The organism is Streptomyces sp. NPDC012474, from assembly GCF_042955185.1.
In the GTDB taxonomy this organism is placed as follows: Bacteria; Actinomycetota; Actinomycetes; order Streptomycetales; family Streptomycetaceae; genus Streptomyces; species Streptomyces cahuitamycinicus.
Map to the genome: position 1 here is coordinate 18,210 of NZ_JBIBEP010000023.1, position 13,673 is coordinate 31,882.

10 protein-coding genes are annotated in these 13,673 nt (G+C 71.6%); 7 read left to right on the forward strand and 3 right to left on the reverse strand.

The window, feature by feature from the left end:
• Positions 1-10 precede the first annotated feature (10 nt).
• A complete protein-coding gene (locus tag ACFY9S_RS35355) occupies positions 11-2,449 on the reverse strand; it encodes a penicillin acylase family protein (protein WP_391137004.1) in 2,439 nt (812 codons plus the stop codon).
• Between the two features lie 155 nt (positions 2,450-2,604).
• Between ACFY9S_RS35355 and ACFY9S_RS35360 the strand changes: the two genes are divergently transcribed.
• From ACFY9S_RS35360 to ACFY9S_RS35370, 3 genes are all read left to right on the forward strand, one after another.
• Positions 2,605-4,107 carry a fatty acyl-CoA synthetase gene (locus tag ACFY9S_RS35360; protein WP_391137007.1) on the forward strand — a complete coding sequence of 501 codons (1,503 nt, stop codon included), beginning with the start codon at positions 2,605-2,607 and terminating at the stop codon, positions 4,105-4,107.
• A gap of 60 nt (positions 4,108-4,167) precedes the next feature.
• The gene (locus ACFY9S_RS35365) at positions 4,168-5,001 is read left to right on the forward strand and encodes an alpha/beta fold hydrolase (RefSeq protein WP_391137010.1); all 834 of its coding nucleotides are present in this window, start codon (positions 4,168-4,170) and stop codon (positions 4,999-5,001) included.
• Between the two features lie 70 nt (positions 5,002-5,071).
• Positions 5,072-5,794, forward strand: coding sequence for an alpha/beta fold hydrolase (locus ACFY9S_RS35370; protein ID WP_391137012.1), 723 nt, complete (start codon positions 5,072-5,074; stop codon positions 5,792-5,794).
• Here ACFY9S_RS35370 and ACFY9S_RS35375 read toward each other — a convergent pair.
• Together ACFY9S_RS35375 and ACFY9S_RS35380 are read right to left on the reverse strand one after the other, a co-directional pair.
• The gene (locus tag ACFY9S_RS35375; protein WP_391137015.1) at positions 5,766-7,646 is read right to left on the reverse strand and encodes a sulfatase; all 1,881 of its coding nucleotides are present in this window, start codon (positions 7,644-7,646) and stop codon (positions 5,766-5,768) included. The two genes, ACFY9S_RS35370 and ACFY9S_RS35375, sit on opposite strands and share 29 nt — an antisense overlap.
• A 113-nt stretch (positions 7,647-7,759) precedes the next feature.
• Positions 7,760-9,379 carry an AMP-binding protein gene (locus tag ACFY9S_RS35380; RefSeq protein ID WP_391137018.1) on the reverse strand — a complete coding sequence of 540 codons (1,620 nt, stop codon included), beginning with the start codon at positions 9,377-9,379 and terminating at the stop codon, positions 7,760-7,762.
• 175 nt (positions 9,380-9,554) lie between these two features.
• Between ACFY9S_RS35380 and ACFY9S_RS35385 the strand changes: the two genes are divergently transcribed.
• From ACFY9S_RS35385 to ACFY9S_RS35400, 4 genes are all read left to right on the forward strand, one after another.
• The gene (locus ACFY9S_RS35385; protein WP_391137021.1) at positions 9,555-10,355 is read left to right on the forward strand and encodes a crotonase/enoyl-CoA hydratase family protein; all 801 of its coding nucleotides are present in this window, start codon (positions 9,555-9,557) and stop codon (positions 10,353-10,355) included.
• Between the two features lie 116 nt (positions 10,356-10,471).
• Positions 10,472-11,413 (forward strand): OB-fold domain-containing protein, encoded by a 942-nt coding sequence (locus ACFY9S_RS35390; RefSeq protein WP_391137024.1) that lies wholly within the window; start codon positions 10,472-10,474, stop codon positions 11,411-11,413.
• Positions 11,410-12,474 carry a thiolase domain-containing protein gene (locus tag ACFY9S_RS35395; protein ID WP_391137027.1) on the forward strand — a complete coding sequence of 355 codons (1,065 nt, stop codon included), beginning with the start codon at positions 11,410-11,412 and terminating at the stop codon, positions 12,472-12,474. Before ACFY9S_RS35390 ends, ACFY9S_RS35395 begins: the two co-directional genes overlap by 4 nt.
• On the forward strand, positions 12,471-13,637 hold the full coding sequence (locus tag ACFY9S_RS35400) for a thiolase domain-containing protein (RefSeq protein WP_391137030.1): 1,167 nt from the start codon (positions 12,471-12,473) through the stop codon (positions 13,635-13,637). The genes ACFY9S_RS35395 and ACFY9S_RS35400 overlap by 4 nt, the downstream gene beginning before the upstream one ends.
• Positions 13,638-13,673: the final 36 nt, after the last annotated feature.

Consider the following 13,673-nt stretch of genomic DNA (forward strand, 5'->3'; position numbering starts at 1 on the left):
TCAGCCACGGTCAGCGGCGCTCGTGCACCCGGACGACCTTCAGCTTCGGCGAGGACAGGATGTCCTTCTCGCAGAAGCGCGACGGTACCCACTTCTCAGCGGAGAACAGCCGGGTCTGGTCCGCGTGGTGCGGCGACTCGGGGTTCGACGACTGGGAGTACGTCAGCAGGGTGCGGGCCACCGGGCAGCGGCCGCCGTCCCAGCCCACCGCCTGGAGGTGACTGCTGCCGAACGGCACCTCCGTGTAGCCGCCCCCGGCCGCGTTCCACTGCGGTTCGAGCACGTTCCACACGCCGATCCGCCCCGAGCCGCCGGGCATCGGAAGGCGCTCACCACCGCGGACGACGAACTGGTGCGCGCCGAGCGGCGCGTCGAGCGCGATACCCGCCGCGCGCAGTTCCGCCACCGCGTCGGCGAGGGCGACGCCGAAGCCGGGCGCGTCCGTGTTCAGCGTGTTCGGCGTACGCACCGGGTCCGCCGCCGAGAACGGCACCTTCCACGCCTCGGCGGCCGGCACGGCCTGTTCCAGCTTCCGCCAGAACCGGTCGAACAGCAGCGCGCCCCGGCTCCCCGTGTTCATGGTGCGGTCCCAGGCCGCCAGCACCCCGCAGGCCCCCGACACGTCGACGGCCTCGCCGTCGCTGCCCGTCGCCGTGCCGCCGGGCAGTGCGGCGCACGCCCGTGCCACATCCGTCGCGGTGAGGTCACCCGCGGGCACCCGGTTGGCGAACTGCTGCCGTTGCAGGTCACGTACGGTCAGGCGGCCCCGGTCCGCCATCGCCGCCACGTCCTCGATCCCGCCGCGCGTACGCATGCCGAGCTCCGTCTTCACCGTGCCGAAGACCCGCTCGTATCCGGTGATCGGCCGGTCGGCGTTGGTCATCCACGCGGTGCCGTTGGAGTTCTCCACGTACGGCGCGTCCTTGAGCGTCGGCATCCGCGCCGGCCCGAAGATGCCCGGCGCCACCGCGTCGGGATCGCTGCCCAGGGCGCAGTTGCCGCGCGAGCCGTCGAGGATCGCGATGCCGGACGCCGGATACGTGGTCCTGCCCAGCACGGTCGAGCAGCGCTGCGCCAACGCGTCGGTGATACGCGGAAGTACCTGGGACTGGGTGAAGAGGGAATGTCCCGCGCGGTCGGCGGCGATCGTGTTCACCCAGGGGATGCCCTGGTGCCGGGTGAGGGACCCGAGGACGTCATGCGTGCTGCGCGCCTTGCTGAAGCCGAGCGAGGTGTCGGCGAAGCGGAGGTTCGCGGCGTTCGGGTCGTGCAGGGCGTACGCCGTGGTATCCGTCCACGGCAGCGGGACCTGGGAGTTCAGGGAGGTGACGACCGGGCCGAACCGGGTCCACCACTGGGTGCGGGTCACCGGCGCGCCGTCCTTCACCGCGACCGTCACGGTCCGCTTCTTCATACGCTCCGGCTCGCCGTCCACGAGGTACGTCGTGGGATCGGCCGGATCCAGCGCCAGCTGGTGGAAGTTGGCCGGAATGCCGGTCGAGACGGTGTGGCTCCACGCCACATGTGCGTTGAACCCGATGGAGATCGCCGGGGTGCCGAGCAGAGAGCCACCGGAGACGTTCAGCTCGCCGGGGATCGTCTGCTGCGACTGCCAGAACCGGCGCCCGCCCTGCCACGGGTAGTGCGGGTTGCCCAGCAACAGACCGCTGCCGTTCGCCGTGGTGTCGCCGCGGAAGGCGACCGCGTTGGAGCCCATGCCGGAATCGCCCCACAGCTCGTCGGCCGCCTTCGTCACGGCCTTCGCGTCCGGTGTGCGGGCGGCGGGCCGGGAGGACGGGGTGCCGGAGGCGGCACCGGCCTCCGTCGGTGGCCGCGCGGCCGTGATCGTGTCCACGAAGCGCCCCTCGCCGGAGATCGAGGCGAGGGCGAGGCCACGGGCCGCCACGTCCAGCTCGGTGACCGGACGGACCCAGGACGCGCTTGCACAGCCGGGATCCGTGATCTTCTTCTGCTTCAGCCAGGCGTTGTAACCGGCCGCCCAGCCGCGCATCATGTCCCGGACCTCACGGCTCGGGCCCGCGGGCGCGGGCTCGGCCAGCAGCTTCTCCACCGTGCGGGTCTCACGGACCCCGCGGAAGTAGAGGTCACTGGCGAGATTCGTCCTGGCCCCGGAGAGGGCACCGCCCGCGGCCGCACCGGCGCCGAAGTACCGGGAGCGCTCGCCCCGCAGGGTTACGAACCCGTCGGCGAGCGTGCAGACCTCGTCCGACGCCTGCGCCCAGCCCGTACCGAAGCCCAGGTCGGCGTAGTTCTTCGCGAGGATGTGCGGGATGCCGTACTCGGTGTAGCGGATCACGGCGGACAGGCCGTCGCGGGACGGGTGCTGCTCCGCCCGTCCCTGGCCGGACGCGGCGGCCGCGGGTAACGCGGACGCGGCCGTGAACAGGGCCGTGGCCCCGAGAACGAGTCGTCTCAGGCGGCTGCGCATCGTGCCCTCCAACATCATTGAGGTAAAGGAGACTTGCGCGTACGAATGTGCTGCGTGCGCACGTCGGTACCAACACACCGGACGCCTCCGGCGTCGGCAGGGTTGAGCCGGTCGGTTCTTGACCTCGCCCGGCGGTGAACCGAGGATCAGGTGTCATGACGACGCCCGGACACGGCAGCACGGTCGACGGAGTGCTGCGGCGCAGCGCCCGACGCACCCCGGCGCGCGTCGCCGTGGAGTACGGCGACCGCACCTGGACGTACGACGAACTGGACACCGCCGTCTCCCGAGCGGCGAGCGTCCTCCTCGGCCAGGGGCTGTCCCCGGGCGACCGGGTGGGCGCGTACGGTCACAACTCCGACGCCTACCTGATCACCTTCCTGGCCTGCGCCCGCGCGGGCCTGGTGCACGTGCCCGTCAACCAGAACCTGACCGGCGGCGACCTCGCCTACATCGTCGGCCAGTCCGGCAGCTCCCTGGTCCTCACCGACCCGGACCTCGCGGCGCAACTGCCGGACGGCGTACGGACGCTGCCCCTGCGCGATGCCGGCGACTCGCTGCTCGCGCGGCTGCCCGGGGCGCCCGCGTACGACGGCCCCGAGCCACGCGCCGAAGACCTCGTGCAACTGCTGTACACGTCCGGCACGACCGCCCTGCCCAAGGGCGCGATGATGACGCACCGGGCCCTGGTGCACGAGTACCTGAGCGCGATCACCGCCCTCGACCTCAGTGCGGGCGACCGCCCCGCGCACTCCCTGCCGCTGTACCACTCGGCGCAGATGCACGTCTTCCTGCTGCCCTACCTCACCGTCGGCGCGACGAACATCATCCTCGACGCACCCGACGGCGACCGGCTCTTCGACCTGATCGAATCGGGCCGCGCGGACAGCCTGTTCGCGCCGCCCACCGTCTGGATCGCCCTGGCCGGCCGCCCCGACTTCGCCACCCGCGACCTGAGCGGTCTGCGCAAGGCCTACTACGGGGCGTCGATCATGCCGGTCCCGGTGCTCGAACGGCTCCGGGAGCGCCTGCCGGGCCTGGCCTTCTACAACTGTTTCGGCCAGAGCGAGATCGGCCCCCTCGCCACGGTGCTCGCGCCGGACGAACACAAGGGCCGCATGGACTCCTGCGGCCGGCCCGTCCTGTTCGTCGACGCGCGCGTGGTCGACGAGGACGGCAAGGACGTACCCGACGGCACACCGGGCGAGATCGTCTACCGCTCCCCGCAACTGTGCGAGGGCTACTGGGACAAGCCCGAGGAGACCGCCGAGGCCTTCCGCGACGGCTGGTTCCGCTCCGGCGACCTCGCGGTACGCGACGCGCACGGCTACTACACGATCGTCGACCGGGTGAAGGACGTCATCAACTCCGGTGGCGTCGTGGTCGCTTCACGCCAGGTCGAGGACGCGCTGTACACCCACCCCGCGGTCGCCGAGGCCGCGGTCGTGGGCCTGCCGGACGAGCGGTGGATCGAGGCGGTCACGGCCGTCGTCGTCCCGCGCGGCGACGTCTCGGAGGCGGAACTGATCGACCACGTCCGCGGGAAGCTCGCCCACTTCAAGGCGCCGAAGCGGGTGGTGTTCGTGGCGGAACTCCCGCGCAACGCCAGCGGGAAGATCCTCAAACGGGAACTGAGGAACGACCTCGGACAGCGCTGACGCGCACGAGCCGGGGAACCCGGTTGTGCCGGACCGGCCCCGGCCACCAGGATCGGCGGCATGCCGATCTTCAGTACCCCGGACGGAACCCGGCTCACCTATCACCTGCGCGGCGAGGGCGAGCCGCTCGTCGTGCTGCCCGGCGGCCCCATGCGGGCCTCCGCCTACCTGGGGAACCTGGGCGGACTGGACGCGCACCGGCAGCTGGTGCTGCTCGACCTGCGCGGCACGGGGGAGTCCGAGCTGCCGGCGGACCCGGGCACGTACCGCTGCGACCGGCTCGTGGACGACGTCGAGGCGTTGCGGCTCCATCTGCGGCGGGAGCGCGTGGACGTGCTCGCGCACTCGGCGGGCGGCAGTCTCGCGATGCTCTACGCGGCCCGGTATCAGCAGCGGCTGGGACGGCTGGCACTGATCACCGCCACGCCATGGGCCCTGGGCATGCCGGCGACGGCCGGGGACCGGCTGGCAGCGGCCCGGCTGCGCGCGTCCGAACCCTGGTTCGCGGACGCGTTCCCGCCGTTCGAGGCCTGGCTGGAGGGCAAGGGCGACTTCGACCCGGTGTTCCTCCCGTTCTTCTACGGGCGATGGGACGACACCGCCCGGGCCCACGCCGACCGTGAGGAGGCCGAGAGCAACGACGACGCGGCGGAGGTCTACGGTGCCGACGGCGCCTACGAACCGGACTCGACACGCGAGGCGCTGGCCCGGATGGGAACCCCCGTACTCGTCCTGGCCGGTGAACTGGACGGCGGCCCGAGTCCGTCGCTGGCCCGGCAGGCCGTACAGGCCTTCCCGGCTGCCGAGTTCGCGGTCCAGCCGGGCGCGGGGCACTACCCGTGGCTCGACGACCCGGCCTGGTTCGTGCGGCGCGTGGCCGGCTTCTTCTCCTGACGCGGGGGGCACCCCTCTGCTGCCGGCAGAGCGGCCCGGCCCGCAGCCGCCCCTCGCCTACCGTGCCGGTATGGAAACCCGACCGCACACGGTACGGGCGAACGGCATCACGCAGGCCTACCGCGTCTGGGGGCCGCAGGACGCACCGCCCCTCGTGCTGCTGCACTGCCGCGGGGCCGACGGCACCGACTGGGCGGAGATCGCCCCCGCTCTGGCCACGGGGGCAACGGGGCCCCGCCGGGTGTACGCCCCGGATCTGCGCGGACACGGCGGCAGCGACTGGCCCGGCGGATACGCGTACGAGACCCTGCGCGACGACATCCACGCCTTCCTCCGGGCGCTGGGCATCGGGCGGGCCGACGTCGTGGGCCACTCGCTGGGCGGCGCCGTCGCCTACCTGCTCGCCCAGTACCGCCCGGGGCTGGTACGGCGGCTCGTCCTGGAGGACGTGCCCGCGCCCTTCCCCCTGGACCCGCCCCGACCACCCGCCGAACGGCCCGGCGGTGGCCTGCCGTACGACTGGGCGATGATCCTCGCCACCGACGAACAGCGCAACGCACCCGACCCCGTGTGGTGGGACCACATGGTGCGGATCACCAGCCCCACGCTGCTGATCGGCGGCGGGCCGGGCAGCATCGTCCCGCAGGAGCAGATCGCGGCCTTCGCGGAACTGCTCCCCGACGCCCGGCACATCACCGTCGACGCTGGGCACCTCGTGCACGAGGCACGCCCGGAGGAGTTCCTCGCGGCCGTGCAGGACTTCCTCAGCCCTGGGGACCGTACGCCGTCATGAAGCGGTCGCGGAACTTGTCCATGCCCCACCGGGGGGCGTTCCCGGCAGGCTTGAGGCCCTCCGTCCAGTTCCAGTCGGCGACCCGGTCCAGGACCTTCCTGTCCTTGGCGACGATGGTGATCGGCACGTCCTTGCCGGTGTCCCCGGCGGTGACGGTCGGCACCGGCTGGTGGTCGCCGAGGAAGACCAGCACCGTGTCGTCGTCGCCGTAGCGCTCGACCCACTCGGTCAGGCTCCGGATCGAGTACTCGATGGCCCGCCGGTACTCGGTGCGCACCTTCTCCGGGTCCTTCCAGACCTCCGTGGGGTTCGTGCCCTCCTTCTTGATGCGGTGGAACACCGAGCCGTCGCCGAGGTCGTCCCAGTCGATCATCCGCGCGATGGGGGACCAGGGGTTGTGGCTCGACGCCAGGATGATCTCCGCCATGATCGGCTCGCGGTCCTTCTTGCCGTGCTCCAGCCGCTGGAAGGCCTCCATGCTGAACTGGTCGGGCACGGGCGTCCAGCTGAAGTAGGGGCCGTGGTAGCCGAGGTGCTCGGAGTCGTAGATGTGGTCCAGGCCGAAGTACTTCCCCTCCGGCCAGGCCCGCCGCACCCCGGGCACGATTCCGACGGTCCGCCAGGCGCCCGTCTTCCCGAAGTACTTCGTCAGCGTCATGCGATCGCTCGTGGTCAGATTGCGGTACCGCTGCTGGTTCTTGATCCACAGTCCGGACAGGAAGGTCGAGTGGGCGAGCCAGCTGCCCGCGCCCGTCACCGGCGCCTGCAGCCAGCCGCTGCGCGACTCGAACCCGGCCGCCTTCAGCCGGCTCGTACCCTCCTGGAGGACGGCGTCGGTCTGCTGCGCCATCGCCGGATCGTCGATGGCGACCCTGCCGTAGCTCTCGATGAACGTGAACAGGACGTCCTTGCCGCGCAGTCCGGTCAGCAACTGGTCGGGCGGTGTCTTCGCGAAGGCGTCGACGGCGGCCTGCTTCTCGAAGACCCGTGCGTCCTTCAGACCCGCCCGGACCTGCTCCACCCGGTTGCCCAGGAACTCCGCGTTGCCCTTGGTGGCGATCGGAACAGTGCCGATCTGCAGGCCCAGGGTCATGCAGGTGATCCACGCCGTGCCGAGGATCAGTGTCGTACGGGCGGCGACGGGCCGGTGCCGGACCATCAGGCGGGTCAGCCGCACCACGGCGAGGGTCGTGAGGACCAGCACCGCGACGAACAGGACGATCACACCGGTCACGGCCAGCACCTGGCCGGTACGGCCGAACGTCTCCCTCAGGAAGTCCGTGCCGTTCTCGATCAGGATCCAGTCCAGGACCAGATCGAACGGGCGGGCAAGGATCTGGTAGAAGCCCATGTCGACGAACTTCAGGATCGTGACCAGCCCGAGGAACGCGCCCATGACCACGGCCGTGACCCGGCGGGGCTTCGGCGGCAGTGTGAGCAGCAGGCCCGCGAGCAGCACGCCCTCGGCGGGAATCCTGACGAACGAGGCGAACTCGATCTTCTCGACCTGGTTCGGTACGAGCAGCGCGAACAGTACGAGGGCACCGGCCAGCACGGTGGTCCCCACGCTGACGCCGCGTGCCGCGCGGGGGAAGCGGCGCCGCCAGCCGAACCAGCCGGGCTTCATCGCGCCGGGCGACCCGTCGGACGCCAAGTCGGGGGCCGTGTCCGAGCCCGCGTCCCCAGCCGTCCCCGGTTCCGCCTCCGGGGCCGTGTCCGCCTCCGCGTCGGCCTCCGGCTGGTCGGCCTCGGTCTGCTCCCCGGCCGGTTTCTTTGCCGCCGTGTCGTCATCCGGTTCCGCCCCGCCCTCGGTCGTGTCCGAGAGCTGACGGGAGCGAGTGAAGAGCGACACCCGGTGGTCCTTCCGTGCGGTCTTGCTGGCATGGCTGACAGAGCCCGGAGACCGAGCCTGCCACCACCAGTACGTCCGCACGTCATCCCGGGTTCAATGTTGCGGCCGGAGAATCACCCGTCCGCAGCCACCGCCACCTCCCGGGCCCAGCGGTAGTCCGCCTTGCCGCTCGGCGACCGCTGCACCGACTCGGTGATCACCAGCCGGCGCGGGATCTTGTAGCCGGCGAGCCGGTCACGGCAGTGCGTCCGGATGTCCTCCAGCGACAGCCGCGCCGCACCCTCGCGCAGTTGCACCACCGCCGCCACATGGTGGCCCCACCGGGGGTCCGGCACCCCGGCCACCAGCGCGTCGTAGACGTCGGGGTGGGACTTCAGGGCCTGCTCCACTTCCTCCGGGTACACCTTCTCGCCGCCCGTGTTGATGCACTGCGAGCCCCGGCCCAGGACGGTGACCACGCCCTCCTCGTCGACGGTGGCCATGTCGCCGAGCAGCACCCACCGCTCGCCGTCCCTGACGAAGAAGGTCGCGGCGGTCTTGGCCGGGTCGTTGTAGTAGCCGAGCGGCACATGCCCGCACTGGGCGATCCGGCCCACCTCACCGGCCGGCACCGGCGCGTAGGTGGCCGGGTCGACCACCTGGGTGCGGGCGTTGACCCGCACCCGGAAGCCCCGCTCCGGTCCGGAGTCCTCGGTCGCCGTCCCGTTGAAGCCGGACTCCGACGAGCCGAAGTTGTTCAGCAGCATGGCGCTCGGCACCAGTTCCCGGAACTGCCGGCGCACCGTGTCCGACAGGACCGCGCCGGACGACGACACGCTGAACAGCGACGAGCGGTCGATGTGCCGCAGCGGACCGCTCAGCGCGTCGACCAGCGGCCGCAGCATCGCGTCGCCCACCAGCGAGATGCTGCTGACCCGCTCCTTCTCCACGGTCCGCAGCACCTCCTCGGGCACGAACTTGCGGTGGATCACGACCCGTTGGCCGAAGTTGAAGCCGATGAACGCCGTGAGGGTGGAGGTGCCGTGCATGAGTGGAGCCGTCGGGAAGAACGTGATCCCCGTACCCCCGGCCGCGACCCGTTCGGCGAGCTCCTCCGGCTTCTTCACCGGCTCCCCGGTCGGGGCGCCCCCGCCGAGGCCCGCGAAGAACAGATCCTCCTGGCGCCACATCACACCCTTGGGCATGCCGGTCGTCCCGCCGGTGTAGATGATGAACTGATCGTCGCCCGAGCGGGCCGGAAAACCGCGCTCGGGCGACCCGGCTGCCTCCACCTGTGCGAACTCCAGGCAGGGCACCTCCGCGGCTCCCGGCGGCGGAGCGCCCACCCGGATCAGATGCCGCAGCTTCCCGGCCCGGTGACGCGCCGCCGCCACCCGGTCCGTGAACCCGGCGTCGAAGACCAACGCCGCCAGGTCCGCGTCCCGGTAGAGGTACACCAGCTCGTCTTCCACATACCGGTAGTTGACGTTGACCGGCACGATTCGCGCTTTCAGGCAGCCCAGTACCGTCTGCAGGTACTCCACACCGTTGTAGAGGTGGAGACCGAGGTGCTCACCGGGACGTATCCCGCTGTCGAGCAGGTGGTGGCCGACGCGGTCGGCCGCCGCGTCCAGCTCCGCGTACGTGAGCCGGCGCTCCGCGCCCGTACCGGGGTGGTCGGCGTACACCAGCGCCTCACGACCGGGGACGACGTCGACGACCGACTCGAACAGGTCGGCAAGGTTGTACTCCACCGCTCCTCCTGACCCCGGGCGTGTCTGGCATCGGACGGTTCGCCGGTCATCAGAGCAAAGGGCGGTCCAACTGTGAAGGGCCAGCACGAAAGAATCTGACTGACTGTCAGAAAACCCTTGAAGTGCTCCCCGCCCTACTGCAACCTGTTCTCGTTCCATGAGAGGGGAGTTCGCCATGGGCGGGACGGAACACCTCACCGTGCAGCGCGAAGGCGCCACACTGGTGCTCACGCTCAACAGGCCGGAGGCCAGGAACGCGCTCTCGCTGCCGATGCTCGTCGGCCTCCACGACGGGTGGCTGGAGGCCGACGCGGACGACTCGGTCCGCTCGATCGTCTTCACCGGCGCGGGCGGCTCGTTCTGCTCCGGCATGGACCTCAAGGCCCTGGCCGGCAACGGCATGGCCGGAGAGGAGTACCGCGACCGGCTCAAGGCAGACCCCGACCTGCACTGGAAGGCCATGCTGCGCCACCACCGCCCGCGCAAGCCGGTGATCGCCGCCGTCGAGGGGGCGTGCGTCGCGGGCGGCACCGAGATGCTCCAGGGCACCGACATACGCGTCGCCGCCGAGTCCGCCACCTTCGGCCTGTTCGAGGTGAAACGCGGCCTGTTCCCGATCGGCGGCTCAACGGTCCGCCTGCAACGCCAGATCCCGCGCACCCACGCCCTGGAGATGCTCCTCACCGGACGCCCTTACAGCGCCCGCGAGGCCGCCGCAATCGGACTGGTCGGCCACGTCGTCCCCGACGGCACGGCACTCGACCGAGCGCTGGAGATCGCCGAGCGGATCAACTCCTGCGGCCCGCTGGCCGTCGAAGCCGTCAAGGCCTCCGTCTACGAGACCGCCGAGATGACCGAGACCGACGGCCTGGCCGCCGAACTCACCCGGGGCTGGCCGGTCTTCGGCACCGCCGACGCCAAGGAGGGCGCCCGCGCCTTCGCGGAGAAGCGACCGCCCGTCTACAAGCGCGCGTAGGCGCTGCCCAGGCTTTGGCCAGAGCAGACCTGCGGGCCGTCGGTCGCTGAGCGCGCAGTTCCCCGCGCCCCTCAGGGGGCGCCCGTGCACGCCGAGTCGAAGGAGGCAGGCCCTCGATGTCCGCAGTTCTCAAGGCGCCGCTCGTCGTCGAATTTCCCTTCACCCGCTCCCTCGGGCCCGTCCAGGGTGCCTTCCTGACCGGTCTGCGGGAACGTGTGATCCTCGGGGTGAAGACCCGCGACGGCCGTACCCTGGTCCCGCCCGTCGAGTACGACCCCGTCACCGCCGAGGAGATCCGCGACCTCGTCCACGTCGGCCTCACGGGCACCGTCACCACCTGGGCCTGGAACCACCGACCTCGCCGGGGCCAACCCCTGGACACGCCCTTCGCCTGGGTCCTGGTGCGACTCGACGGCGCCGACACCGCCCTCCTGCACGCCCTCGACGCCCCCGGCCCCGACGCCGTCCACACCGGCATGCGCGTCCGCGTCCGCTGGGCCGGGGAACGCATCGGCGCCATCACGGACATCGCCTGCTTCGAGCCGTACGACGGAGAGGTCTCCACCGTCACCGTCCACGCGGGCGAGATCGAGGACCCGGTCACCGGCATCGTCGCCGCCGCCCGCCTCGACTACACCTACTCACCCGGCCGCGCCCAGACCGCCTACATCAACGCCCTCTCCGGCCGCCGGACCGTCGGTGAACGCTGCCCGTCCTGCCGGAAGGTGTACGTCCCGCCGAGGGGCGCGTGCCCCACCTGCGGGGTGGCCACATCCGAACAGGTCGAGGTCGGGCCGCGCGGCACGGTGACCACGTTCTGCATCGTCAACATCAAGGCGAGGAACCTCGACATCGAGGTGCCCTACGTCTACGCCCACATCGCCCTCGACGGCGCCGACCTCGCGCTGCACGGCCGTATCGGCGGCATCCCGTACGACGAGGTCCGCATGGGGCTGCGCGTCGAACCGGTGTGGACGGAAGGCTCCCCCTACCCCGACCACTACCGGCCGACGGGCGAACCCGACGCGGACTACGACACCTACAAGGAGCTGCTGTGACGAGCGCACCGCGGGACCGCGAGATCGCCGTCGTCGCCTTCGCCCAGACCGGCCACCGGCGCACCAGCGAGGAGCTCTCCGAGGTGGAGATGCTCATGCCGGTACTGCACGAGGTCCTCGACAGGACCGGCCTGAAGACCGCGGACATCGACTTCACCTGCTCCGGCTCCAGCGACTACCTCGCCGGCCGCGCCTTCTCCTTCACCCTCGCCCTGGACGGCGTCGGCGCCTGGCCGCCGATCTCCGAGTCGCACGTCGAGATGGACGGCGCCTGGGCACTGTACGAGGCCTGGACGAAACTCCTCACCGGCGACGCCGACACCGCCCTGGTCTACGCGTACGGCAAGTCCTCGCCCGGCTCGGTCCGCGACGTCCTGACCCGCCAGCTCGACCCCTACTACATGGCACCCCTGTGGCCCGACTCCGTGGCCCTCGCCGCCCTCCAGGCCCAGGCACTCATCGACGCCGGCGACACCGACGAGCCGGCCCTCGCCGCCGTCGCCTCCCGCAGCCGTGAGGCCGCCACCGCCAACGCGCACGCACAGCTGCGGGGGCCCGTACCGCAGGGCGACTACCTCGTGCAGCCGCTGCGCACCGGTGACTGCCCGCCCATCGGCGACGGCGCCGCCGCCGTGATCCTCGCGGCGGGGGACCGCGCCCGTGACCTGTGCGAACGCCCCGCCTGGATCCGCGGCATCGACCACCGCATCGAGGCCCACGCCCTCGGCGTTCGCGACCTGACCCACTCGCCGTCCACCCGGCTGGCCGCCGAGCGGGCCGGAGCCTTCGAACGGCCCGTCGACACCGCCGAACTGCACGCGCCCTTCACCGCCCAGGAGATCGTCCTGCGCAAGGCCCTCCGGCTGGGCGACGGCGTGGTCGTCAACCCCTCCGGCGGAGCCCTCGCCGCCAACCCGATCATGGCCGCCGGCCTCGTCCGCATCGGAGAGGCCGCCGCCCGCATCCACCACGGCCGGTCCGACCGCGCCCTCGCCCACGCCACGTCCGGCCCCTGCCTCCAGCAGAACCTGGTCGCCGTCCTCGAAGGGGAACCCCGATGAGCAAGGAGCCCGTGGCCGTCGTCGGCATCGGCCAGACCAGGCACGTCGCGGCTCGCCGGGACGTGTCCCTCGCCGGACTGGTCCGGGAGGCGGCCCTGCGCGCCCTCCAGGACGCCGGCCTGTCGTGGGCGGACATCGACGCCGTCGTCATCGGCAAGGCACCCGACTTCTTCGAGGGCGTCATGATGCCGGAGCTCTACCTCGCCGACGCCCTCGGCGCCGTCGGCAAACCCATGCTCCGCGTGCACACCGCCGGCTCCGTCGGCGGCTCCACCGCGCTCGTCGCCGCGAACCTCGTCGCGGCCCGCGTGCACGGCACGGTCCTCACCCTCGCCTTCGAGAAGCAGTCCGAGTCGAACGCCATGTGGGGCCTGTCCCTGCCCGTCCCCTTCCAGCAACCCCTGCTCGCCGGGGCCGGCGGGTTCTTCGCGCCGCACATCCGCGCCTACATGCGCCGCACCGGCGCCCCCGACACGATCGGCGCCCTCGTCGCCTACAAGGACCGCCGCAACGCGCTCAGGAACCCCTACGCCCACCTGCACGAACACGACATCACCCTCGACAAGGTCATGGCCTCGCCCATGCTGTGGGACCCGATCCGCTACTCGGAGACCTGCCCCTCCTCCGACGGCGCCTGCGCCATGATCCTCACCGACCGCGCCGGGGCCGCCCGGGCACCACGGCCGCCCGCCTGGATGCTCGGCGGCGCGATGCGCAGCGAGCCGACCCTCTTCGCCGGCAAGGACTTCGTCTCCCCGCAGGCCGGGCAGGACTGCGCCGCCGACGTCTACCGGCAGGCCGGGATCACCGACCCCCGCCGCGAGATCGACGGCGCCGAGATCTACGTGCCGTTCTCCTGGTACGAGCCCATGTGGCTGGAGAACCTCGGCTTCGCAGACGAGGGCGAGGGCTGGAAGCTCACGGAGGCGGGCGTGACCGAGCTGGACGGGGACCTGCCCGTCAACATGTCGGGCGGCGTGCTGTCCACCAACCCCATCGGCGCCTCCGGCATGATCCGCTTCGCGGAAGCCGCGCTCCAGGTGCGCGGGCAGGCCGGAGAACACCAGGTGGACGGGGCGCGCAGGGTCCTCGGACACGCCTACGGAGGCGGATCGCAGTTCTTCTCCATGTGGCTCGTGGGCGACCGTCCCCCGGACTCCTGAAAGGTCCCCCTCACGTGCCCTGTTGGCCGTGGGACA